This window comes from Sporosarcina newyorkensis (assembly GCF_900167515.1).
Lineage (GTDB): Bacteria > Bacillota > Bacilli > Bacillales_A > Planococcaceae > Sporosarcina > Sporosarcina newyorkensis.
The window spans coordinates 222201-245224 of record NZ_FUYJ01000005.1; the positions used below are offsets into that span (position 1 = coordinate 222201).

26 protein-coding genes are annotated in these 23024 nt (G+C 42.2%); 13 read left to right on the top strand and 13 right to left on the bottom strand.

Annotation, left to right across the window (positions count from 1 at the left end):
- The first annotated feature begins 119 nt into the window (after positions 1–119).
- The 4 genes from lipA (at position 120) to B5D59_RS11530 (ending at position 2727) form a co-directional block, all read left to right on the top strand.
- Positions 120–1085: a lipoyl synthase gene (lipA, locus tag B5D59_RS11515; protein WP_050804709.1), complete on the top strand. Its 966-nt coding sequence runs from the start codon at positions 120–122 to the stop codon at positions 1083–1085.
- 19 nt (positions 1086–1104) lie between these two features.
- Positions 1105–1407 carry a YutD family protein gene (locus B5D59_RS11520; RefSeq protein WP_040759712.1) on the top strand — a complete coding sequence of 101 codons (303 nt, stop codon included), beginning with the start codon at positions 1105–1107 and terminating at the stop codon, positions 1405–1407.
- Between the two features lie 100 nt (positions 1408–1507).
- Entirely contained in the window at positions 1508–1954 is a 447-nt protein-coding gene (locus B5D59_RS11525) for a DUF86 domain-containing protein (RefSeq protein WP_009498106.1), read from the top strand.
- A 5-nt stretch (positions 1955–1959) separates the two neighbouring features.
- Complete coding sequence (locus B5D59_RS11530) at positions 1960–2727, top strand: TIGR01457 family HAD-type hydrolase (RefSeq protein ID WP_342746530.1); 768 nt, start codon at positions 1960–1962, stop codon at positions 2725–2727.
- Between the two features lie 39 nt (positions 2728–2766).
- Here the strand turns inward: B5D59_RS11530 and B5D59_RS11535 are convergent, their stop codons facing one another.
- On the bottom strand, positions 2767–3003 hold the full coding sequence (locus B5D59_RS11535; protein WP_040759434.1) for a YuzB family protein: 237 nt from the start codon (positions 3001–3003) through the stop codon (positions 2767–2769).
- Positions 3004–3141: 138 nt separating this feature from the next.
- Here B5D59_RS11535 and B5D59_RS11540 point away from each other — a divergent pair, with 138 nt between their 5' ends.
- A complete protein-coding gene (locus tag B5D59_RS11540; protein WP_009498103.1) occupies positions 3142–4209 on the top strand; it encodes an NAD(P)/FAD-dependent oxidoreductase in 1068 nt (355 codons plus the stop codon).
- A 391-nt stretch (positions 4210–4600) separates the two neighbouring features.
- Here the strand turns inward: B5D59_RS11540 and B5D59_RS11550 are convergent, their stop codons facing one another.
- Positions 4601–4927: a YuzD family protein gene (locus B5D59_RS11550; protein ID WP_040759404.1), complete on the bottom strand. Its 327-nt coding sequence runs from the start codon at positions 4925–4927 to the stop codon at positions 4601–4603.
- 86 nt (positions 4928–5013) lie between these two features.
- Here B5D59_RS11550 and B5D59_RS11555 point away from each other — a divergent pair, with 86 nt between their 5' ends.
- Entirely contained in the window at positions 5014–5253 is a 240-nt protein-coding gene (locus B5D59_RS11555; protein ID WP_009498020.1) for a NifU family protein, read from the top strand.
- 60 nt (positions 5254–5313) lie between these two features.
- On the opposite strand, the gene B5D59_RS11560 is transcribed toward B5D59_RS11555, so the two are convergent.
- Positions 5314–6015, bottom strand: a complete 702-nt coding sequence (locus B5D59_RS11560; RefSeq protein WP_245799509.1) for a DUF2225 domain-containing protein — start codon at positions 6013–6015, stop codon at positions 5314–5316.
- Between the two features lie 119 nt (positions 6016–6134).
- Between B5D59_RS11560 and B5D59_RS11565 the strand changes: the two genes are divergently transcribed.
- The 4 genes from B5D59_RS11565 to B5D59_RS11580 all read left to right on the top strand — a co-directional run bounded on the left by B5D59_RS11565 (position 6135) and on the right by B5D59_RS11580 (position 10443).
- Complete coding sequence (locus B5D59_RS11565) at positions 6135–6497, top strand: HesB/IscA family protein (RefSeq protein WP_078818051.1); 363 nt, start codon at positions 6135–6137, stop codon at positions 6495–6497.
- A gap of 584 nt (positions 6498–7081) precedes the next feature.
- Positions 7082–8017: a hypothetical protein gene (locus tag B5D59_RS11570; protein ID WP_078818052.1), complete on the top strand. Its 936-nt coding sequence runs from the start codon at positions 7082–7084 to the stop codon at positions 8015–8017.
- A 447-nt stretch (positions 8018–8464) separates the two neighbouring features.
- On the top strand, positions 8465–9682 hold the full coding sequence (locus B5D59_RS11575) for an NAD(P)/FAD-dependent oxidoreductase (protein ID WP_078818053.1): 1218 nt from the start codon (positions 8465–8467) through the stop codon (positions 9680–9682).
- A 434-nt stretch (positions 9683–10116) separates the two neighbouring features.
- Entirely contained in the window at positions 10117–10443 is a 327-nt protein-coding gene (locus tag B5D59_RS11580; RefSeq protein ID WP_078818054.1) for a YuiB family protein, read from the top strand.
- A 70-nt stretch (positions 10444–10513) separates the two neighbouring features.
- Here B5D59_RS11580 and B5D59_RS11585 read toward each other — a convergent pair whose 3' ends face one another.
- Positions 10514–10990: a divergent PAP2 family protein gene (locus tag B5D59_RS11585; RefSeq protein ID WP_078818055.1), complete on the bottom strand. Its 477-nt coding sequence runs from the start codon at positions 10988–10990 to the stop codon at positions 10514–10516.
- Positions 10991–11146: 156 nt separating this feature from the next.
- Here B5D59_RS11585 and B5D59_RS11590 point away from each other — a divergent pair, with 156 nt between their 5' ends.
- Both B5D59_RS11590 and B5D59_RS11595 read left to right on the top strand, forming a co-directional pair.
- Positions 11147–12655: a leucyl aminopeptidase gene (locus B5D59_RS11590; RefSeq protein ID WP_078818056.1), complete on the top strand. Its 1509-nt coding sequence runs from the start codon at positions 11147–11149 to the stop codon at positions 12653–12655.
- 71 nt (positions 12656–12726) lie between these two features.
- Complete coding sequence (locus B5D59_RS11595) at positions 12727–12966, top strand: hypothetical protein (protein WP_078818057.1); 240 nt, start codon at positions 12727–12729, stop codon at positions 12964–12966.
- 21 nt (positions 12967–12987) lie between these two features.
- Here the strand turns inward: B5D59_RS11595 and mnhG are convergent, their stop codons facing one another.
- The 7 genes from mnhG to B5D59_RS11630 are packed head-to-tail and all read right to left on the bottom strand — an operon-like array spanning position 12988 to position 18760.
- The gene (gene mnhG, locus B5D59_RS11600) at positions 12988–13368 is read right to left on the bottom strand and encodes a monovalent cation/H(+) antiporter subunit G (protein WP_078818058.1); all 381 of its coding nucleotides are present in this window, start codon (positions 13366–13368) and stop codon (positions 12988–12990) included.
- Complete coding sequence (locus B5D59_RS11605) at positions 13352–13633, bottom strand: Na(+)/H(+) antiporter subunit F1 (protein ID WP_009498012.1); 282 nt, start codon at positions 13631–13633, stop codon at positions 13352–13354. Before B5D59_RS11605 ends, mnhG begins: the two co-directional genes overlap by 17 nt.
- Positions 13630–14112 carry a Na+/H+ antiporter subunit E gene (locus B5D59_RS11610; protein ID WP_078818059.1) on the bottom strand — a complete coding sequence of 161 codons (483 nt, stop codon included), beginning with the start codon at positions 14110–14112 and terminating at the stop codon, positions 13630–13632. Before B5D59_RS11610 ends, B5D59_RS11605 begins: the two co-directional genes overlap by 4 nt.
- Before the next feature lie 6 nt (positions 14113–14118).
- Positions 14119–15609, bottom strand: a complete 1491-nt coding sequence (locus B5D59_RS11615) for a Na+/H+ antiporter subunit D (protein WP_078818060.1) — start codon at positions 15607–15609, stop codon at positions 14119–14121.
- The gene (locus tag B5D59_RS11620) at positions 15602–15943 is read right to left on the bottom strand and encodes a Na(+)/H(+) antiporter subunit C (RefSeq protein ID WP_009498009.1); all 342 of its coding nucleotides are present in this window, start codon (positions 15941–15943) and stop codon (positions 15602–15604) included. Before B5D59_RS11620 ends, B5D59_RS11615 begins: the two co-directional genes overlap by 8 nt.
- On the bottom strand, positions 15943–16365 hold the full coding sequence (locus B5D59_RS11625) for a Na(+)/H(+) antiporter subunit B (RefSeq protein WP_078818061.1): 423 nt from the start codon (positions 16363–16365) through the stop codon (positions 15943–15945). The genes B5D59_RS11620 and B5D59_RS11625 overlap by 1 nt, the downstream gene beginning before the upstream one ends.
- Positions 16352–18760 carry a Na+/H+ antiporter subunit A gene (locus tag B5D59_RS11630; RefSeq protein ID WP_078818062.1) on the bottom strand — a complete coding sequence of 803 codons (2409 nt, stop codon included), beginning with the start codon at positions 18758–18760 and terminating at the stop codon, positions 16352–16354. Before B5D59_RS11630 ends, B5D59_RS11625 begins: the two co-directional genes overlap by 14 nt.
- 180 nt (positions 18761–18940) lie before the next feature.
- On the opposite strand from B5D59_RS11630, the gene B5D59_RS11635 reads away from it, so the two are divergent.
- Entirely contained in the window at positions 18941–19513 is a 573-nt protein-coding gene (locus tag B5D59_RS11635) for a YufK family protein (protein ID WP_078818063.1), read from the top strand.
- A 103-nt stretch (positions 19514–19616) separates the two neighbouring features.
- Here the strand turns inward: B5D59_RS11635 and B5D59_RS11640 are convergent, their stop codons facing one another.
- Entirely contained in the window at positions 19617–21470 is a 1854-nt protein-coding gene (locus tag B5D59_RS11640) for a transglycosylase domain-containing protein (protein WP_078818064.1), read from the bottom strand.
- Positions 21471–21623: 153 nt separating this feature from the next.
- The gene (locus B5D59_RS11645; RefSeq protein ID WP_078818065.1) at positions 21624–22865 is read right to left on the bottom strand and encodes an MFS transporter; all 1242 of its coding nucleotides are present in this window, start codon (positions 22863–22865) and stop codon (positions 21624–21626) included.
- Positions 22866–23024 lie beyond the last annotated feature (159 nt).

Sequence of the window (23024 nt, forward strand, 5' to 3'; positions counted from 1 at the left end):
AAATTGCTGCAGACGTTTTTTGGTCTGGCGCGCTTCTTGCCAAACTGTCAGGAGGGCAATCCCAATTGAAGATTTTCAGAATTTATGTTACATTGGCATGAGTAGAATCTATGATCAGAATGGAGTCGGTAGCATTGTCCTGTAGACCTGAAACCGGAAGAAAATCAGAGCATATTAAGAAGCCCGATTGGCTGAAGATTAAGCTGAACACCAATGAGAACTATACAGGTTTAAAGAAGTTAATGCGCGAGAAAAATCTACATACAGTTTGCGAAGAAGCTCGTTGTCCGAATATTCATGAGTGTTGGGGCGAGCGTCGAACTGCTACATTTATGATTTTGGGCGCTGTATGTACAAGGGCTTGTCGTTTCTGTGCAGTTAAAACAGGCTTGCCAAATGAATTGGACACTGCCGAGCCAGAGCGCGTGGCAGATTCAGTTGAGTTGATGAATTTGAAACATGTTGTCGTGACTGCAGTTGCACGTGATGATTTGAAAGATGGCGGTTCTGCTATTTTTGCAGAGACGATCCGTGCCATTCGCCGTAAAAATCCATTCACAACAATCGAAGTCCTGCCATCTGATATGGGAGGAGATCGTGATAATTTACAGCGTCTGATGGATGCGAAGCCAGATATATTAAATCACAATATTGAAACCGTGCGCCGGTTAACGCCTAGAATCCGAGCGCGTGCCACGTATGATCGCTCATTGGAACTATTGGCTCGTGCTAAAGAGATGTACCCAGTAATTCCAACTAAGTCGTCATTAATGGTGGGACTTGGTGAGACTGTTGAAGAAATTATTGAAACAATGGATGATCTCCGCGCACATGATGTGGATATCATGACAATCGGTCAATATTTGCAGCCGACCAAAAAGCATGCGAAAGTGGTAAAATACTATTCACCAGACGAGTTTGGTGAATTACGCAAAATTGCAATGGAAAAAGGGTTTTCCCATTGTGAGGCAGGACCACTTGTACGCTCAAGCTATCATGCGGATGAGCAGGTCAATGCTGCTGCTAAAGAAAAGCAACGTCAAGGTGACAAGCAGCTTGAGTTAGAACAGCAAGCGAGCAGTTAATATGGAAGTGAAGAATCGAATGGTTATTTTAGAGAATGTACAATATGAGCTAGCAGAAGAGTTTCGGGACGGCTTTGATGAAGAGGCACTGAACGAACGATTCAGTGAAGTATTGTTGAAGTATGATTACATCCTTGGCGATTGGGGATACGGTCAATTGCGATTGAAAGGTTTTTTTGAAGACCGCAATGCAAAATCGACTTATGAAACAAAGATCAGCACCGTTCAGGATTATATTTATGAATACTGCAATTTTGGCTGTGCGTATTTCATTTTGAAGAAGATTGGTAAAGTAAAAACCGAACCACAAGAAACTGAGTAAAATAAAGTGAGAGCTGCGAGCAATTGCCCGCAGCTTTTATTTGTTTGGATGAAAATATGATAAGATAGAAAGAGAAAAATGATGAGGAGGAATACAGATCATGTATTTTGTCGATCAAAAACAAATCAGAAAGACACTTGCTTATATGGAACAATTAATTCAACTTTTCGAAAAGGAAAACAGCTGGCAACAAAGCGAAATAAATAAACTTGCACTTGAGCGTATTGCGCACGGTTTAATAGAAGGAATTATCGATGTAGGGAACTCGATGATTGATGGATTCATTATGAGAGATCCGGGAAGTTACGATGACATCATCGATATTTTAGAGGATGAAAAAGTGATTAAGCCGGAACAAGCGGATCCTTTGAAAGCATTAATTTCCTTACGACCTATGATTGTACGTCAATTTGTTGAAGTAGAAACAGCAGAAGTAGAAACGGCTATCCGAGAAACGTCAAACGAACTAAAACAATTTCCGAAGCAAGTACGGGATTATTTGACGAATGAACTAGGACCAGTTTCTGCGTTTCTGCCGACGGAGTAATGGGTATGGGAGAGTATAAGGCATATTGTCTCGATTTGGATGGCACAATGTATCGTGGTAAAGAACCTATTGTTGAGGCGGTCAATTTCGTAACTGACTGTCAGGCAGAAGGTGCAGAAACATATTTCATTACGAATAATGCGGCTTTGACACGGGCCGCACAGCAAAAGAAATTAGCTGAATTTGGTGTACTGACAGATATTGATCATATTATGAATTCAGCCATAGCACTTGCTAGATATTGTAAACAATATTATGCAGGGGCAAGTGTCATGATGATAGGCGAGGAAGGGCTGGAAGAGGCATTAGAGGCGGAACAAATTACGCTTACAACGAAAAACCCAGACGTTGTAATGATGGGTCTTGACCGTCAAATTACGTACAGCAAATTAGCGGAAGCTTGTCTTGCGATTCGAAATGGCGCTCGCTTTTTAGGGACCAATCAAGACGTGAAATTTCCGACTGAAAAAGGTCTCGTACCAGGAAATGGTTCGTTTCTTCATTTGATGGAGGTCGCTAGCGGCGAAAAACCTATCGTTGTAGGAAAACCAGAGCCGCATATGCTGCAGTTTATTCAGCAGCAAGGTGCATATGAAAAGGAAGAAATGGTAATGATCGGGGATAATTACGATACGGACATTTTAGCAGGGATACGGTATGGAATAGACACGGCGTATGTAGCGACAGGTGTGACTCCGCTGGATGAGGTGCTGATAAAAGAGTTGCTGCCGACCTATGTACTGTCTTCACTAGGGGATTGGCCAAAAAAATAAGCATAGTGCCCGTAGAGAACTATGCTATTTGCTATATGATTAAAAAAGCGGATTTTCTTCAATGAATTGATAAATGCGTGCTGTCAATTCGTCAGCAGTATCCGCTTCGACAAGTTCGCCGTTGACGATTGCGTATAAAGTATCTGTACATTTTGTACAGTAGCTCAAGCATCCGTATTCTAGTACATCAATGTTCGGGTCTCTTTCTAATGTCTCAAATACCGGATAAGAACCACTCGCCAAATTACTGATGCAAAACTCTACGATAGGGTTCATCATTCTCACCTCGCTACTAGAAATGGTACTCTTTTTTTAGAGAGGCGTCAATGAACATGGCATATTGTGAAAAGTATCACAAACTGCTATAATAACAAATGAGCTTTGAGCGGAAAATAGACATAGAAGGAGAACATTATGAGGAAATTATTGTTACTAGGTGCCGGTTATGGAAATATGCGAATTCTACTTCGTCTCCTAAATAAGGATTTGCCGAAAGATATAGAAATCACACTTGTCGACAGGACACCATTTCATAGTTTGAAAACGGAATTTTATGCGTTGGCTGCAGGAACAGTGCCTGATTCTGAAATTCGGGTAGCTATTCCTAACCATGAACAATTGAAAGTAGTAGAGGGCGAGATTAAAGAAATTAAGCCTGGTGAAAAAGAAGTGTTGCTAGTTGACGGCCAAACACTTACGTATGACGATTTAGTGATCGGCTTAGGTTGCGTAGATAACTTCCACAACGTCCCTGGCGCGGAAGAAAATACGCTGAGCATTCAGACAATCGGCAAGTCAAGAACAACGTATCAAACGCTTCTAGGTTTAAGTGGTGGAGCAACTGTAGGTATTGTAGGGGCAGGTTTAAGCGGAATCGAGCTGGCGAGCGAATTGCGTGAGAGTCGTCCTGATCTGAAGATTAAACTATTTGACCGCAGCCCTCGGATTCTGCGCGATTTTCCAGAACGTTTGAGTAAATATGTAAAGGATTGGTTTGACAAGCACGAAGTAGAAGTGGTCGCCAATTCGAATATCACGAAGGTAGATCAAACCGTCCTTTATAATCATGAAGAGACGATTGACGTGGATGCGGTCGTTTGGACTGCAGGTATTAAACCGAGTCAAATAATTGAAGCAATGGACGTTCAAAAGGATCGTTCAGGACGAGTTGTACTCAACCAATATCACCAGATACCAAACCACACGAACGTTTATGTCGTTGGTGATGTTGCTGCTCTTCCTCATGCACCAAGTGCACAGTTGGCCGAGGTTCAAGCAGAGCAGATAGTACAAGTGTTGCGTCTACTCTGGAAAAATGAGCCGCTCATGGAGGAAATGCCGGAGTTGAAATTAAAAGGGTTCATGGGTTCATTAGGAAAGAAACAAGGATTTGCATACTTGGCCGATCGTACAGTCACGGGTCGAATTGCTCGTCTTATGAAATCAGGTTTACTGTGGATGTATAAGTGGCACAATGGATAATACTAAAAAGGTCACTCATGGAGCGTAAAACTCTGTCGGTGGCTTTTTTATTATCTTGAATCGCGGAGGAAATAGCGTTGTTTTTTTGCTTGAAGAAAAAGAGTGGAGAAGTAATGACAGGGCCGCCTTTGGTAGATAATTATCTATATCGTTTGTGGGGAAGAACGTTTCATAACAGAGGAAGCTACAGGACAAGCTGCCGAAATGTTGCGAGAGAAATATGGCTGGACTATCTATGTCAGAGTGGCATGAAGTATGAAGGAGCTGCTCAGACAGCTCCCTTTTGCTATTTGATTTGGCGCGTTTTTAAAGTCAGTCTACATTGTATAGATCGTGTAGCAGATCGAAACATTCTCGTAATGGTTCTCAATTATTCAGTCCTATTATCAATTTATCCTGCATGATAACCGTGCGTTTCCATTGCTTTAAAAACTGGTTTTAACTGGATATATCCTTCGCCGATCACCTCGTCTTCAATTAGGACGAGTGGATAAAAATACTCGTCATCTCGGACTTTTTCTGCAATTTCTCTCTGCCGGTCATCAGATAGTTCATTGTCGATATCAATGTACGTGATGGTGAAAGGTTGGTCAGGATACTTCCTTGCAATTGCGGCTTCAAGCCATTCGTATGTGTCTTTTGAAGAAGGAGCGTTCACACAGCTGGCACAGATTATATCTGCACCAAACACTTCAATTGTAACGGGTGTTTGTGACATATTCATCAATCCTCCGAATCATTATTGGATTTTTTCTGCTCGGCAGTTTATAATAAGTATTATAAGGAAAGGAGAGAGTGATTACAATGACAACAGATACTCAACTATACGAACCGGTTAAAGAAGTTTTAGATAAATTACGCCCATTCCTCTTGAGAGATGGAGGAGACTGTGAACTTGTAGATATCGATGAAGGAATCGTCAAGCTGCGCTTACTAGGTGCATGTGGTACGTGCCCAAGTTCTACAATCACACTTAAAGCAGGCATCGAGCGCGCTTTGCTTGAAGAAGTGCCAGGCGTCGTGGAAGTCGAACAGGTCTTTTAAATTAATTATGAAAGCCGTGCAGGGAAGTCAATACTTCTCTGCACGGCTTTTTTTAGCTAATCAATCATTGCTTTCAGATTCTTCCCCGCGAATTTCCTGCCACCGATCCTTCGCGAGCTCGATAAGATGGGGCTCGGTCGATCTTTTCTGACTCTCGATTACACGTGAGAAATTGCGAATTGCTTCTTCCCGATCGCGTATACGCCAAGATAATTCGGCTATCATATACTGTACGCGTGTCTCCGACATTTGTGTGCCAACATGATCGCCTTCTGAAAATGCTTGTATATAGAGGTCACGTGAAATTCTTAAATAGCGTTTTTCGTTGGCATCATCTTCTGCTTCTCGATAGATCCAGGCAATTCTCAACATCATACCAGCCATTGTCAAATACTTTTCTTTCTTAAAGTTCGCACTTAAATACGCAAGTTTATACGACTCGATGGCTTCTTCTTTAGTACGGATACTGCCGAATGAACGACTATGCCATTTTGACGTAATGTTTTTTTCAATCATCTCTTTTGTGCCTGGAGCAAAATAAGGGGAAAAGTCTTCAGTAGATGCAAAGCCGCAGTGAGGACAAACGGCAACATTATATAAAAGAGGATTAATTTCCTCATTGACGTATATAGGTCTAAAATCACTATCATGCTCTGCTACCCTAACTTGACGCGAACGGATTCTAGTAGTTGGAAAATGCTCTTTGCACAATAAACACTGCATTTTCTTTTCGTAAAAAGGGCTAACCTCCAATATACTCATTCCTTTCATTCATAAGTCTTAGTATACAGCAAAATAGACCTATAGCGGGGACTATTTGTTTGCATTCTAATGAAAAAGATTGATATGATAGAACAAAACGTGGAAAGTGAGTGTGAATAATGAATAATCCAGTTGAAATTACAGAAGCAGCAGCATTTCACGTGAAGAAGATGATGACTCATAATGAAGAAGGCTCTTATCTGCGCGTTTCCGTCAATGGCGGAGGGTGCAGCGGATTAACATACGGTCTAGGCTTTGCGCAGGAAAAGGAAGAAGATGACGTGTCGTATACACAGCACGAAATCCCAGTTCTTGTAAAAGGTGAAGATGCAGCGATTTTAGAAGGAACTAAAGTGGACTACAAAGAATCCCTAATGGGCGGCGGTTTCACCATCGATAACCCGAACGCCATTGCAAACTGTGGATGTGGTACGTCTTTCCGAACAGCTAAGAAAGCAGGAACTCCTGCTGAATGTGATTGATGAACCGTTTTGTAAATGTTGGGTGCGGATTGTAATTGACGGTTAGAATTGATGTGTACACAATCCCGGAAAAGTGTAAACACAACTCTAAAGTAATGTGTTTAGGGTTGTGAATATCGAGCCTTTTTGATTTGTATGTTGCTAAAACAATACAAATTGAGGAGGCTTTTTTATGTCGTTGAATAAAGGTATCCAAGTATTAACTTTGAGCAAGCGATTAACCTTGTCATATCTGCTAAGAGTGCAGTGGGTCTTAGACCATGGACAGTGAAGGACTATAAAATGTATATAAATTCAATTTGGTCTTTTTGACTACAAAACCCTCTTTACTATATAAACTTATTTTTTTAAGCCTAAATACCGAAAGTACATTTTTTGATTTAAAATAAGGGGTGAAAAACTATATTCCAAGATGCAGAAAACGAGTTATGGAAAGTTATTCGAAATGTAAATGATGAGATGAAATATTAATGTTATAAAAATGTGGTAATTTTCCTTTATGAGAAATCTTAGAATGAATAGAGAAAAATTTATATAATTCTTGCTTTGAAACGAAAAAATAAAAAACGGGGTTGTGAAGTTTAATGGATGTGGATAATAGTCAATACATTGATCAATGTATTATAAAATATGAATCAATTATAAATAATGCAAAAGAAGGAACGGCACAAGATAATGAAGTATTAACAGCAATTACTAAATCGATGTCATTTGGTCTGTTAAAAACCAACTACGATATATGGTTAGATGAGTGCTTTTTACATCAAGACTGGCAAAAGTGGAATAATTTAATTTTCCAGCAAATGCGTTATCAATTACTTCCGGGATGTAGCGGAGGGTATGACCATTGTCAAAATACCTTACATATTTTAGAGGCATTCGCTTGCGGGGATAACAAAATAATGGAGCGCATTCTTCCATCCGAACTGGGGTTAACTAAAAATGGTTACCCGTTTTATGTTGTGATGAGCAATCTCTTGAGGGCAATTTGGTATAGGGATGAAATACTTTTGCTAAAAGCGCTCTATGCTGCCGAAAAATTTGTTGGCACAAAGAAACCACAATGGGAGCGTTCAGTAGTTGCATTTCTGCTTTCATTACATAAAGAAAATGTTGAGGCAATGGGGAATCATTTACAAAATTTGTGTTCAGGATACATGCGTGCAGATTTCAGTAAAGCTATGAAACAACTATGTGTGCCTGCACATGGTCTTTATTGTTTGGCACAAAACTTATTGCCCGCAGAAATATTTCAACAGATAAAAATGCCTGAACACAAGAACTTTTCTCAAGGATTTGCAAAATGGAGAAATGAAAATCCGTACCCTGTATTAAATTTATACTTTGAATATCCAGCGCCTCTGGAAATCCTCAATCAAATTTATGTGGCCCCAGTTGCTAAAAGCATTATTTCACAACCATATCTTCATAGCGATAATCCTTATCATTCTCTACAATTAAAGAAAAAATGGTTTCTTGATGAGGAGGCAATGCTAATAGCCTTTGTTGAAAATGTGTAAACTTTCTTTTTTAACTCATGTTGTAGAATTATGTGAAATTGTCTGTTTTAGGTATATTAAATAAAATAACTGCAGAAAAATGGAAATGACCTGTTGTACTCACATGAATTGAAAATTTCAACGAAGCGTCTAAACATCCTCAAGAATGGCTTTTCCACATTAGTTAGGCTACAATAGAATCAAATCATACAGGCAAGGAATACACAATCCGGACTGTGATTGAAACCTATAAATTGTTTATAATAGCCTGAAAATGCATGTGGCTCACTAGTCGAAATTGATTATTTGCACAATAAGAATCCTATTGAAAAGCATGCGCAAAAAGGCTACTATAAATAGGGAAAGCAAAATCATATCAAATCTAAATGCCAGCACTTCGTAAAACTATGTATTGCCTATTTTACACGTACTCGGCATTTAATAAATTTAAAGGTGGTTTCGATTTACGTGAAAAGACCGACAATCTTAGTTTTGGGTGCAGGATACGGTGGTTTGATGACCGTTGTCAATTTACAAAAATCATTAGGTGCAGATGAAGCTGATGTCATCCTCATCAATAAAAACGACTATCACTACGAGTCTACTTGGTTGCATGAAGCGGCTGCAGGAACGTTGGCTCCTGAGCAAGTGCGTTACGATATTGCAAGCGTCATTAATAGCAACAAAGTGCAATTCGTCAAAGCTGAAGTGACGGGAATTGACGTAAAGAACAAGAATGTGACGACAAACATCGGTTCACATACATATGATTATCTTGTGATTGCACTTGGTTTCGAGGGTGAAACGTTTGGTATTCCAGGGCTTGATAAATATGCTCTATCGATTGCAAACGTAAAAGCAGCTCGCCAAATCCGTGATCATATGGAATACCAATTTGCGACTTGGTCTCTTGAAGAAGAGAAAGACGACAGCCGTCTAACGATTGTTGTGGGCGGGGCTGGCTTCACAGGTATTGAATATCTTGGTGAATTAGGTAACCGTGTCCCTGAATTATGTAAAGAATACGATGTGCCTGCTGAGAAGGTACGCATTCTATGTGTAGAGGCTGCGCCAATGGTCTTACCGGGCTTTGATCCGGAACTTGTTGAATATGCAGTACGTCAATTAGAATCTAAAGGGATAGAATTCTCTATCGGAACTCCGGTTGTGGAAGCGACTCCTGAAGGCGTTAAGATAAAAAAAGGCGAAGATGAATTTGAGTTCATCAAAGCTGGTACAGTTGTATGGGCTGCAGGTGTTCGCGGAAACCGTATGATTGAAGAATCGGGTATTGAAAACATGCGTGCTCGAGTAAAAGTAGACAAAGATTTGCGGGCACCTGGCTTCGAAGACGTCTTCGTAATCGGCGACTGTTCTCTAATGATCAATGAAGCGATCAATCGTCCATATCCACCGACTGCTCAAATTGCGATGCAGCAAGGTGATATGTGTGCGAATAATATCATTGCTCTGATTCAAGGCAAGCAAACCGCTGAATTTGTACCGGATCTAAAGGGAAGTGTATGTTCACTTGGCGATTCCGATGCAATCGGTGTTGTGTTCGATAAGAAAATCACAGGCACAAAAGCATCATTCATGAAGAAAATGATTGATAACCGAGCGCTCTTTATGGTCGGCGGAGTCGGCTTGACGATAAAAAAAGGGAAGTTCAACTTCCTGAAATAAAAAAATGGAAAAGCACTCGCAGCTGCGGGTGCTTTTGACTTGTAGATGAAAATACTATCAAGCGGTAAAGATACCGTTGACCTACCTTCCAGGCGGACGCGTTGCGATGAGCCTCCTCGTCGCTATCGCTCCTCTCACCTGTCGAGCTAATCCCGCTGGAAAAGCGAAGCGTTACGAGTATTTCTAAGCTCTAAATTCCGGAACCCTAAACCCTGTATATCATTCCTGCATTATAAAACACACGCTTTTAAAAGTGCTTTTTATAATTACGATATAAAGTCAACTCTGATGAGTGATTTGGCAATCAAAACATTTTGTTGTTTTTTAAGATTTAATGACAACTGAAAAAATTGTCTCCATACTCTGTCTCATTCTATTGAAAGCATTCATCCTATCCTGTAAAATGTGGAGTGATGAACTGGAGGTAAACGACAATGCAAACGATATCTATAGCACAAGTGATGCTATCGATCTTGATATTTATTGTTATGTTTTTCGGCATCGGCTTTTTGTTGAATATGCTGTTGCGCATGACATGGCTTATGGCAATCATTTATCCGATCGTGGTCATTTTCATTATTGATGATGTACCGATGTATCAATACATCACGAAACCTGGCTTTGCGTTTGGTGAGCTGGGAAGTAATATTATGTCCCTTCATGTGGTAGATATCGTGATTCTATCAAGCGGACTGGTAGGGGCGATCATTGCGGGATTCGTCATTAAAATATTACGCAAGCAAGGGTATCAGATGTTTTGATGGATGAATCGTTACATATCTAAAACCCCCAAACCTATAATGGTTTGGGGGTTTTTATGATGATTGACACTCATAAAATCACGGTATACGTGAAAATTGAAATCGCGATACCTGTTAAGGCGCCAAAGAACACTTCGCTCGGTTTATGGCCGAGTAAGGTCTTCAACTCTTTCATTTTTGTCTCATTGTCCTTCTTAGGCCAGTCTTTTATATCCTCTACAAATATTTGAAAATCAGCCCGCATTTGATTGATAATAATGGCCTGCTGCCCCGCTTGATAGCGGATTCCCGTCGCATCAAACATGACAATGACTGCGAAAATTGCGGACACAGCAAACAATGGAGATTCGAGACCAGCTTCAAACGCAATGGCAGTGGTCAAGGCAGTGACCGCGGCGGAGTGAGAGCTGGGCATCCCTCCTGTAGACGTCATTAAGCCGATATCGAGTTTACGTGTTAATAAAAAATGAATGGGGATTTTTACAAATTGAGCAAAAAGAATGGCGAATAACGCTGCGAGGAGCGGTATGTTTTCAAAAATGGCCAAATGATTCCACTCCCTTTCGGTCGGTATATTGAGAACAAGTATACCATAATCTTTCTGAATCGATACAAAAAACAATAAACCTTGTCATTGGTACAGTGAATCTGACTAGTCTATACTAATAAAGTGTAGCTGTATAAAGAGAGGGGATATCATCATATGATTACAGTTGAAACCGCATTAACAATTGACCAGCAAGGGGTTGATGTACTGATTATTGGAGTGCCCGACCACCCGGAAAATATAGAAGGCTGGGATGCATTCGTGAAAGCGTTTCATCCATCTGTACCGGATTGGATAAAATCACATGATATTCAACAAGATTTTAAGCAACTAACGAAAATGCCTGCACTTTCTGAGAAGAAATACAAGCGTGTATATTTTATGGGAGTCGGCAAGCAGAAAGAATTGGCGGAACAACCGCTTCGTGAATTATTCGCTGCCGTAGGAAAGCAGTTGCGCAAGGACCGAGTAAAAACAGCAGCAGTGTGGACGGCTCCTTTTTGTAATGACGACATCACCTGTGAAGATGTTGCCTACTTGGCATCTGAAGGTATTAGCCTAGGTGCATATGAATATGAAGGTTTTCAAACGACATCCAACGAAATCGATGTGGTACTCTCTGCCTTAACATTCATCACGACAGCGGATGAACAAAGTGTTAAAGCAGCGGGCGAAGTGGGCATGATTTATGCGCATGCTGTGAATGAAGCGCGAACACTTGTCAATGTCCCGCCTAATTTATTGACACCGACTAAAATGGCCGACTATGCCCGCGAATTGGCAGATAGCTATGACCTGGAGATTGATGTCCTTGGCAAAGCGGAGATGGAGGAGCTTGGTATGGGTGCAATTCTGGCCGTTAACCAGGGATCCGTAGAAGAACCCCAGCTTATCGTCTTAAAATATCAGGCGACCGAACAATGGGAGGATGTCATTGGATTGGTCGGTAAAGGCATCACATACGACACGGGCGGATATTCGTTGAAGCCCCGTGAAGGCATGGTAGGTATGAAAGGGGATATGGGCGGCGCTGCAGCTGTTCTTGGTGCAATGTGCATCATTGGGGAGTCGCGACCGAAGAAAAACGTCATCGCGGTCATCGCATCGACTGATAATATGATTTCTGGTGCTGCATTTAAACCGGATGACGTTATTACTTCATTGAGCGGTAAAACGATTGAAGTATTGAATACAGATGCAGAAGGCCGTCTCGTGCTTGCGGATGCAGTGACCTATGCCAAGCAAGCCGGTGCTAAATACTTGATTGATGTAGCGACGCTGACAGGCGGTGTTATTGTGGCGCTAGGTAACGACAAGACAGGCACATTGACGAATAACGAAGCCTTTTATACTCAATTTGCCGAAGCGGCAGAAGAGACAGACGAATTCATTTGGCGTCTTCCACTTACGGAAAATGATAAGAAACGTATTCGCAAAAGTGATGTTGCAGATTTGAATAACTCACCTGGTCGCGACGGCCATATGATTTTCGGAGGCGGGTTCGTAGGCGAATTTGCAGAAGAAACGCCGTGGATTCACTTGGATATCGCTGGTACGTCTGACGCAGCAAGTCCTCATGCGTTAGGACCTAAAGGAGCAACAGGTGTCATGGTGCGCACGCTTGCGACCTTTATAGAACGTCTTGCGGCAGAACAAGAGGAATAACTTTAATTAGGCGTTTGACCCAAACCCTTTTTTATCTTGGGCATAGGATACAGGGAAAGGGGGAGCATGTTATGTCAAGAGGTCATTACAGAGGCGGTTATGGATCAGGTGGAGGTGGATTTGGCGGAGGCTATGGATTCGGTGGTCCATTTCTCGGCGGCTTGGTCGGCGGATTTTTAGGAAATGTCATTTCTCCAGGCTATGGATATGGGGGCTATGGCGGTGGCTACGGCGGTTATGGTGGCGGCTATTATCCACAGCCTTATCCTTTTTATCCTCCTTATTATCAGCCATTCTATCCATACTTTTAAAGAAAAAACACGCATGGAGGATCAATCCTCCTGCGTGTTTTTTGCTATTTCCGCTCTTTTCTTTTCAACCTCGTCCTTCAAATCATCTCCAACTGTCAACTCGGTAGGTTTCACGCCTGACATATAGGCAGCGCGTGCCATCAAATGACCGCCGATCGGAGAGGTGATGAACAAAAACGCAATTCCTAATAATAACGAGATACTGAAATGTCCTTCATTCCACCAAAAATGAAAGAAGACACCGAGCAACAGACTCATGACACCGAGCGTGGCGCTTTTCGAAGCAGCATGCGCACGAGTATAAGCATCAGGAAGCCGCAAGACGCCAATGACCGTGACAATCGTAAAGATGATTCCCACAACGACGAGTGACACAATAATAATATCAGCTATCAGATCCACGTTCGATAATCTCTCCTCTCTCAATAAATTTAGAGAAGGACACAGTACCAATAAACGACATGATGGCAATTAATAATATCACGTCGATAAAGAATGGCGTGTCGAATAGGATAGACAATAGCGCGATTGAAGAGATCAGCATGACACCAATCGCATCGAGCGCGATGAGCCGGTCAGGAACAGAAGGGCCCCGCCATACACGGTATAACAACCCGACCATCGATAAGATGACCAATACTAAACAGACTGTATAAAAAATAATCATCCCCGACTCACCTCCATAATCGCTTTCTCAAATGTGTTTTTAATGGAATCAATCGCTTCATCGACATCGTCCACATCAATTGCATGAATATATAGCGTCCGCTGATCATCCGAAACATGAATGACAATCGTTCCAGGTGTTAACGTAATCAGACTGGACAAAAGTGTGATTTCCCAATCTTGCTCCAGTTCAGTAGGCAAGGCAAAAATCATAGGCTGAATCGATGACAAGTCCGGTTTAATGACCAACAGTAAAACCGAGATATTAGACAACACCAATTCCCTTAGGAAGATAGCAGTCAATTTAAGCGCTGACCACAGACGCCAAATATACAGGCGACCTGGGAAAAAGCGTCGAGTCATAATGATGAGAAGCAGACCAATGATATATCCAATAACGAATGTAGAAGGTGTCAATGAACTTGTCATGAACATCCAAACGACTGCAATGAAGAAATTTAAAAGTATCTGAAAAGCCATTGACCTCTACTCCTTTAACACCGCATTTATATAAATGGAAGGATCACGTAATACATCAGACGCATCCGATATATAGGGCATGAGCCATTCCGTACCGACACCATACGCTACCGTAACCAGCACGAGCAATACTGCTGGCGCCATCAATTGGCGGTATGTTCGCTTACTCGTAACAGGCAGCGGATAATCGGGATTTTGAGGACCCCAGAAAGCATATATGAAAATCCGGATGACAGACAGCAAGACAACTAAACTGGAAACCAAGAGAACGATGCTACCAAATGCATTGTCTGCTTCAAAGCCCCCCTTGACGATCAATAACTTCCCAATGAACCCGCTCAGAGGGGGAATACCCGCTAACCCAAACGCTGCAATCAAATAAAACCATCCTAATGCAGCGTGCGACTTAATCAGCCCGCCCATTTCTCGCAAATTCGAAGTACCGGTCACGTAAATGATGATCCCGATTAAGACAAACAAAGCGGCTTTAATCAACATATCGTGAATCAAATAATAGACAGCGCCTTCTAAACCGGATGTATTCATTTGTGCTACACCGAATAAAATGACACCGACTGCTATAATGATGTTGTAAATAATAATTTGTTTTAAATCAAAATAGGCAAGAGCCCCGATACAACCCGCCACAATCGTCAGCAATGACAGGACGAGCAAAAATTGATGCGTAAATCCGATATCATGGACGAAAAACAACGTATATGTACGCGTGATGGCATACACACCGACTTTTGTCAGAAGTGCGCCGAACAATGTCAAAACAGGAATCGGCGGAGCGGCATACGATCCAGGTAACCAGAAATAAAGGGGAAAGATCGCACCTTTGATTCCGAATACAATTAAAAACAAAATTGCGAGGACGGAGATGATCCCCGGCTGGTTTATCTCTGCTATTTTCACCGAAATATCCGCCATGTTCAACGTACCGACAATAGAATATAAATAAGCAACGGCGATGACAAATAGCGCTGAAGATATGACATTAACCAAAATGTATTTAATGGACTCCCGAAGCTGTCTCTTTTCGCCGCCTAATACGATGAGTAAGTAAGAAGCGATGAGCAAGACTTCAAAGAATACAAACATATTGAAAATATCACCTGTCGTAAAAGCACCGTTAATCCCTGTGATCATGAACAATATCGCAGGGTAATAGAAAAAACGTTCTCTCTCGATTCCGATGGATTGGAAACTATACAACACTACAAAGAATGTTATCAAAATCGTAGTGGTAACGAGCAACGCGGAAAACATATCCGAGACCATCGTAATTCCGAACGGTGCAGGCCAGCTTCCAAGTGTCACAGTTTGGATTCCTTCTGCTTTTACTGTTACAAGCAGCCAAATCGAAGCAACGAGACTAAGAGCCAATCCGATCACTGTCAAAACTCTCTGGATGACTACCTGCTCTTTGAAAAACAATAAAATCATCGCGAAAAAGAAAGGAATAATGATCGGAAATAAAAGAAGATTAATCATGTTCATCATTCCCTCTCAATTCATTCATATTATCTGTTTTATGGACCGAATACATCCGGTACGCCATGACGAGGATGACGGCGGTCACACCGAAGCTGATAACAATCGCTGTTAAGATCAGCGCTTGCGGCAAGGGATCTGCAAAATCAGTCACCCCATCAATCAATACAGGAGGCGCTGAGCCGCCGAGTCCTCCCATCGTCAAGATGAGCAAGTGCGCACCATGACTGAGAAGGCTGGTACCTAAAATAACTTTCAATAAACTTCTTGAAAGTATTAAATAGACGGCTGCCGTAAACAAGATACCAATGAGGATTGCAAGCAATAGTTCCATCAGTCGTCGCCTCCAATCGATTGGATAATCGTAATGGCAGACCCGACTACTACTAAATAGACACCGCTATCAAACAACATCGCTGTATGAAGTGACGTTTCACCAAAAAGCGGTAAGGTGAAGTCGTCGAATGCATGTGTGAAAAACGGAACATTGAAGAAAATTGATCCGGCAGCAGTACCTAATGCCAGCAATAAACCGATCCCCGTAACTATAGTGAAGTTGAAAGGCAAAATTTGCTGAATTGTCTTCAAGTCAAATGCCAGAAGCAACAGCACGATAGCACCCGTTGTCAATAGGCCGCCTACGAATCCTCCGCCGGGCGTATAATGTCCCGCGAAGAAAATATGAATAGAGAACAGGAAGATGATGAAAAACACTACTTTGGTTGTGGTCTGCAAAATGACGTCATTTGTTTTCATCTGTTGTCTCCTTTCTCGATACACGCAGGCGAATCATGCCAAGAACCGCAATCCCTGCAATCGCAAGTACTGCGATTTCAAACAATGTATCAAAACCACGGTAATCCACGAGAATGACGTTGACGATATTACCGCCGCCCGCCTCAGTCGCTACTGTATCCTTATAATACTGAGAAATTGAAGGTATCAATTTTTGAGAGTGGCTGGAAAGGGCAACCAACGTCACCATTACACCGACACTTAAAGAAATAATCAAATTGACAACTTTGGTTTTCTTCGTTTCACCATGCTCATTTAAAGCAGGCAAATGTTTGAATGCCAACAAGAATAACGCGACCGAAACGGTTTCGATCACCAGTTGCGTCAACGCCAAGTCTGGTGCTTTGAAAATGACGAAGAATAGCGCAACAGAATAGCCGACACCGCCAAGTGCGATGATCGCAGCCAAGCGTGACTTCGCGAACACAACAAACCCGATAGATAACAAGAGAATGACCGCATTCAACGCACCATATAGCGTGATCGCCGCAAAGCTATTCATATCGACGACAAATGCATCTTTAATGAACAGTACAGCAATGACCGTGACAGATAAAAACGCAAACATATAGAGTAAATACGTGCGTATAAGACCTGTCATAAAGGCACGGGACAAGCGGTTCATCCCTTTTTCGCTGCCGCGCATCAAGGCGTCATAGCCTTCATTCAGAGACAGCTTGGCAGGCTGAATCTTATAGAGCGGCTGCCATTTTGGAATGGTCAAATAAAGTAATGAGCCGACAATGACAATGGCAACTGTCAACCATAGCCCAACCGATCCGAAACCATGCCATGCCAAAACGTGGATATCAATATCAGCAGGACTGCCGTACAAAGTAGGCTGTACTGCCATTACAGCAGGTTTAATGACCCATTTTCCAAGTACATTTGGAATGAAGAAAATAATGATCACCAAGCTTGCTAAAATCATCGGTGCAACGAGCATGCCAATCGGCGCTTCGTGCGGACGTTTCGGCAGCTGATCCACTTTACCTTGACCCAAGAACGTCTTCAAGACGAAGTATAGGCTATATGTAAAGGTGAATACGCTTGCAACCCAAGCGACAATCGGGAACAAAATACCCCACGTATCAAACTGGAACAATTCAAAATGTCGAAGAGCTACCATTGATTCTAAAAACATTTCTTTACTTAGAAACCCATTAAACGGTGGCAATCCAGCCATCGATAATGAACCGATCAAGGCAACGGTAAAACTTAACGGCATAATACTCATCAATCCACCGAGCTTCCGAATATCCCGCGTGCCGGTTTCATGATCGATAATCCCTGCAATCATGAAGAGACCGCCTTTAAACGTCGCATGGTTAATCAAATGGAAAATTGCTGCGTATGTAGCAAAAGCGAACATGGCTTCCGTCGTATGATAGGAGATGGCTCCTGCACCGAGCAACGACATGATCAAACCGAGCTGACTGACCGTCGAAAAGGCTAGAATCGCTTTCAAATCGGTCTGCTTTACAGCGAAAAACGAGCCCCAGAACAACGTCAGTAAACCAATTCCGGTTACGAGCCAAATCCAAGTGGAGGAAGTCCCGAAAATCGGTGTGAAACGCGCCACCAAGTAAATTCCTGCTTTAACCATTGTGGCGGAGTGTAAGTACGCACTGACAGGGGTAGGTGCTTCCATTGCATCGGGTAACCAAATGTAAAAAGGAAATTGTGCTGACTTCGTAAAAGCGCCAAGTAAAATCAGTATCAGAGCCAACGTGAAATACGGATGACTCACTAAGTCAGGTGCTTGTGCTATTAACTCTCGAATAGAGAATGTTTCCCCCATTATACTAAGTAGGATAAAGCCCCCAAGCATCATCAATCCACCAAAAACTGTAATCATCATGGATTTCAATGCACCAAACCGAGATTTATCACGCGTATACCAATAACCGATTAATAAAAATGAGGAAATGGACGTTAATTCCCAAAATAAATAAAGCGTCATCGTGTTGTCTGACTGTACAACCCCCAGCATGGCTGTCATGAAAAGGAGCAAGTAAACATAAAAGCTGCCCAGGTTTTCTTTTTTCTTATCCATATAAAAAATGGAGTACAATACAACTAACGAACCGATGCCAGTAATTAATAATGTGAATAATAAGCTGAGACCATCTATGTATGAAGTAAACGCGATTCCAAGCGTGGGAATCCATTTTATTTCAGAAATAGCATGACCGCCATCCATCGTCAAAGGGATGAAGCTCAGGTAGTATCCGAACAACACTAGAGGAACGAGTAAAACGAACCAACCGGTATGTATACCTTTAATGTATTTGTAAGCAAAAGGAACAAGTATTGCGAATACAAAAGGTAAAAAAATCAATAACACGAATTCCAAGAGAATCCTCCTTCCATCCATATTTTTTAAAGTATAAAAGTCCAGTAACCTATACGTGGACGTAATTGTAAGTATAGCGCAAAACATTTCAAATTGCATAGACAACATCTGACCAATTATTGCTTTATTCGACTTCCTTCTTATATTATTAAGAGGGCAAAAAAATTTTTGAGGTGTCTAATGAAAAATCCGTATTTGTTTGGTTACTTACCATTTGTAACCGTTGTTCTGTTCAGTTTAACTTTCGGTGTATACAGTGTGGGCGAATCAATTATCTTTTTTAAGGAAATCGGTCTCTACCAAGGAATGCGAGAGTTCTTGTCTGATTTTCAACTCCGTATTTTCTTATTGACGATGTATACATTAGTATTCTTTATGGTATTTGCAGCGCTGAAGTTGATCGCGACGACGATTCACGAGACAGCGTTACTGTTTTTCTTAAAAGAAGAGTCGGAAGGTTCTTACAGTGCGTCGAAATCCGGAGCTGTTATTTATTTTGTTGGGGCTCTTGTTTCCGCGTTTGGCATTCAGTCTTGGAAAGCCTTAGTGTTGATTTTTATCGTGACATCCTTCGTTTATTTCATATATGTCGTCTATAAATTAAGTCCATTCATGTCGCTGACTCATACTGTCGGCTTAATTTTCTTCCAGATTGTGATTTGGAGTGTCTTATTGGCAGTCCTCATCTACATCGTCATCCGTCTGTACAATGGGTTGCTGGCAAGTATTCCATTATCAAATCCGGTTAAATGAAAAAACAAGGCTGTTAGAAAATCAATGTACTATGATTTTCTAACAGCCTATATTTCATTGTCAGCTACTAATACATCATCTCTAAATGATCATATCCTGCCCTCTAATCTTGCATAGTAGAGGAGAACGCACGCAGATGAAGTTTTTGATCGCGCAGGCGAGGAATAGGGGTTGGTGTGTCATAACCAATCCAAACTGCGGATGTATACCGATCATTCATGCCGATTACCCATAAGTCTTTAAATGAATCGGTCGTTCCTGTTTTTGCCCCCGTGTAACCGGTCGTGTAGGAAATACCTCTCGCTGTACCGTTCAACACTGCTTCCTGCATAAGAGAACGGATGCTCTTGACAGTAGAAGGGGACCATACGACTTTCGAAGATTCCTTCCACTTGTACAGTACATTGCCTTTAATATCCTTTACAGCCCGTATAGCATGGGGGGGTTCGTAAGTGCCGTCCAAAAAGCTGGTCGTCGCCCCGGCCATTTCAAGAGGTGTTACGCCTTTGGAGAATCCGCCAAGAGCAGCAGGGTAGGTATGATCTGCTTCCGTGACATGCTGGAAATGAAAAGGTTCCAGATGGGCGAAAGCATTATCAATCCCGACTCGTTGCAGCAGGCGGACGGCCGTCGTATTATAACTGTTACGGAAAGCTTCCCGAACAGAAGTCGTCCCAAATTGATAGCCTCCGTAATTTCGTGGGCAATAGCCATAAATGCAAATACTGCTACTGTTGACAGGTGTGTCGGCATGATACGGACCGCTCTCGAAAAACGGAGCATAGACGAGCAGCGGCTTGATGGCAGAGCCGGGCTGACGGACCGCTTGGTATGCCCGGTTGAAATCCGTTTTTTTATAGCCTGCTCCTGCATAGAGACTGACGATTTCACGCTGCTCATTGTCTATCACTGCAGCCCCCGCTTGCACGCCTCGGTTCCCAATGAGGGCAGATAATCTATTTTCATCATGCTGTTGTTTCGTTGGATTCAATGCTGTTTCGATCATTAAACCTTGTCGGATGACCTCTCCGGCACGTCGATTGATTTCATTTTGCCAGTGCTGTCGTTCTTCAGGCGTCTTGGCTTTGAGCAATGATGCATCCAGCCCTTCGGAACGAGCAATCAGCTGTTTTAATTCTTCTAGAACATAGGAGCTGTACATTGGAAAGTCCTGTTCTTTTTTCTTTATATTCAGTTGAATAGGGAATTGGCGATAGTCTTCAAATTGTTCTGCTGTGATCACTTGCTGTTTAACGAGAACATCGAGCAATCGTTCTTGCCGCTCTTTTGTCCGATCGAAATGACGCAATGGATCATAGAGTGAAGGATTATTCGGAATCGCCGCTAAAAATGCAATTTCTGCTTCATTTAATTTATCCAGCGGTCTGTTGAAATAGAATGTAGCGGCACCACCGATCCCGTAGACCCGGTTACCGAAATACATTTCATTTAAGTACATTTCTAAAATTTCATCTTTGGATGATTGTTTCTCCAATTCAGCAGCAAGGAACAGTTCCTTGAATTTCCTCTCGTACGTCTTCTCGGTCGTTAAATAGCGCATACGTACGACTTGCTGTGTGATGGTAGAAGCCCCTTGACGCACATCATCAGTAGCGGCATTAATCGTGAACGCACGAATGATTGCTGCAATGTCATAACCGCGGTGTTCATAAAACGTGCGGTCTTCACTTTTCAAAAAAACTTGCCGTGTAAAATACGTCATATCTTTTAAATCCACTGGTCGTCGCCACTCCACATACTCCTCCGCAAACATTTGTCCATTCCGATCCTTCATCTGAACCGGGGTTTCAATTACTGGCGCTTCCAATTGCACAGCTTCTTGAATAGACTCTTGCAAAGCTTCAGTCTGTACTGCTTCAGCCTGAATCTGATCTTGTATGAACAGCAACAACGGAATACAAGCCAACGTAATGACCAAACCAACCAACTGCTTCAAACCTTTCAGCCCCTCTACACGTTCGCAAATCGAAACTCACTCTTTAGAAAAATATAACATAAATTAATTGGAAGAGATGGAGTACAGAATAATGCGAACTTAAGTGAAAACACAAAAAGTCTCGTACATCACAAAGGATATACGAGACTGGTACTATATTTTGTCGTTCGCTTCAACTTGTCGATCTTCCAAAAAGTGTTCGAAGTCTTGAGTTGGCCGCCGAATCGCAAATGTCAAAAAGGCATAGCCGATCACAAATAGCACTCCTGTGACAATAAATACAGCTGGAATTCCGATGTAGCCACTGACGATACCGCCAAACATCGGACCGATAATATTACCGAGGAAACGGAAGCTCGTGTTATAGCCCATCACCTCGCCCTGCACTTCAAGAGGGGCTTCCCTTCGGACAAGTGCTGTTGTAATCGGAATCATACCGCCTGTAGAAATCCCGAATAAAAATCGCAGCAAGACCAGTTGCCAAAGGGACGTGACGAACGCTTGCGGGATAATAAACAAAAAGGAAAGGAGCAGTAAGATACCAAGCACTTTTTCGTATCCGATATCATCTCCGATTTTGCCCCACATTCTAGCGAAAAGTAAATTTCCGAGCCCGGTCGCACTGAATGTCAAACCTGCCAAGAATGCCACATTGGTCGCAGCGTGTGTTAAATCCGCCACGTACAGTGAAAGCAACGGTTGGATACTGAAGTTGCCCACTTGAATCAATGTCGTCACAATCATCACATTAAACATCAAACGGTGCTTAAACAGTCCGCCAATAATGACTTTTCGAGAATACGCAACTACTTTTCGGGCCTTCACACGGTGTTCTTCTTTAATTCCGAATAAAACGAGCAACGCGGCAATGACGACGGACACTGACGTAATGATGAATGTATAGCTGAAACCGAAACTATCGGCCATCATCCCGCCTAATACCGGGCCGAACAGCATCCCTGCGACACCGCCCATCTGCAGCGTCCCGAGCATCTTACCTGCTTGTTCACGAGGTGTCTGTGACGAGATGAATGCCAAGGAAGTCGGCAGAAAGCCTGTCACTAAACCATTTAGTAACCGCAATAGGAAAAAGACTTCCACGGAATTAACGAATCCCATCAAAAAGACGGAAATCGCAATCCCGAATCCATTGATCAGCAATATAGGCTTAAATCCAAAACGATCGGCAAAACGACCCCAAATAGGAGACATGATCAGCGCAGTAATGAATGTTGCCCCAAAAATCAAGCCTGCCCATTTCTGCACATACTCCTCCGAGTAATCTCCAAATGTTTCAATGTATAACGAAAGAAAAGGCATGATCATCGTCATCGTGCCGGCAACTAGAAAGTTGGTCACCCAGATGATTATAAAATTTTTCTTATGTCTGCTCAAAATTGGACCACCTTTTATGGAAAACTTTATAATATACAGTATAAAACAATTCGGTAGGCGAAGGAAATATCTAGCTTGAAACTACTCAAGAGGCTGGATGGCATCAAATAACAGGTACTGTCAACTAACTGTCACAAGTTCAATTATCGAAATTTCCAC

Bases quoted from the DNA above. Each gene is read 5' to 3' on its own strand.
- B5D59_RS11555 (WP_009498020.1), top strand. From the start codon at position 5,014: ATGACAACAGATACTCAACTATACGAACCGGTTAAAGAAGTTTTAGAT.
- B5D59_RS11530 (WP_342746530.1), top strand. From the start codon at position 1,960: ATGGGAGAGTATAAGGCATATTGTCTCGATTTGGATGGCACAATGTAT.
- B5D59_RS11550 (WP_040759404.1), bottom strand. From the start codon at position 4,927: ATGTCACAAACACCCGTTACAATTGAAGTGTTTGGTGCAGATATAATC.
- B5D59_RS11620 (WP_009498009.1), bottom strand. From the start codon at position 15,943: ATGGAACTATTGCTTGCAATCCTCATTGGTATCTTGTTTACGGCAGCC.
- B5D59_RS11565 (WP_078818051.1), top strand. From the start codon at position 6,135: ATGAATAATCCAGTTGAAATTACAGAAGCAGCAGCATTTCACGTGAAG.
- B5D59_RS11625 (WP_078818061.1), bottom strand. From the start codon at position 16,365: ATGAAAACAAATGACGTCATTTTGCAGACCACAACCAAAGTAGTGTTT.
- B5D59_RS11605 (WP_009498012.1), bottom strand. From the start codon at position 13,633: ATGATTATTTTTTATACAGTCTGTTTAGTATTGGTCATCTTATCGATG.
- B5D59_RS11610 (WP_078818059.1), bottom strand. From the start codon at position 14,112: ATGGCTTTTCAGATACTTTTAAATTTCTTCATTGCAGTCGTTTGGATG.
- B5D59_RS11580 (WP_078818054.1), top strand. From the start codon at position 10,117: ATGCAAACGATATCTATAGCACAAGTGATGCTATCGATCTTGATATTT.
- B5D59_RS11525 (WP_009498106.1), top strand. From the start codon at position 1,508: ATGTATTTTGTCGATCAAAAACAAATCAGAAAGACACTTGCTTATATG.
- B5D59_RS11635 (WP_078818063.1), top strand. From the start codon at position 18,941: ATGAAAAATCCGTATTTGTTTGGTTACTTACCATTTGTAACCGTTGTT.
- B5D59_RS11590 (WP_078818056.1), top strand. From the start codon at position 11,147: ATGATTACAGTTGAAACCGCATTAACAATTGACCAGCAAGGGGTTGAT.
- B5D59_RS11595 (WP_078818057.1), top strand. From the start codon at position 12,727: ATGTCAAGAGGTCATTACAGAGGCGGTTATGGATCAGGTGGAGGTGGA.
- B5D59_RS11560 (WP_245799509.1), bottom strand. From the start codon at position 6,015: ATGAGTATATTGGAGGTTAGCCCTTTTTACGAAAAGAAAATGCAGTGT.
- B5D59_RS11615 (WP_078818060.1), bottom strand. From the start codon at position 15,609: ATGATTAATCTTCTTTTATTTCCGATCATTATTCCTTTCTTTTTCGCG.
- B5D59_RS11520 (WP_040759712.1), top strand. From the start codon at position 1,105: ATGGTTATTTTAGAGAATGTACAATATGAGCTAGCAGAAGAGTTTCGG.
- B5D59_RS11570 (WP_078818052.1), top strand. From the start codon at position 7,082: ATGGATGTGGATAATAGTCAATACATTGATCAATGTATTATAAAATAT.
- lipA (WP_050804709.1), top strand. From the start codon at position 120: ATGGAGTCGGTAGCATTGTCCTGTAGACCTGAAACCGGAAGAAAATCA.
- B5D59_RS11535 (WP_040759434.1), bottom strand. From the start codon at position 3,003: ATGAACCCTATCGTAGAGTTTTGCATCAGTAATTTGGCGAGTGGTTCT.
- B5D59_RS11540 (WP_009498103.1), top strand. From the start codon at position 3,142: ATGAGGAAATTATTGTTACTAGGTGCCGGTTATGGAAATATGCGAATT.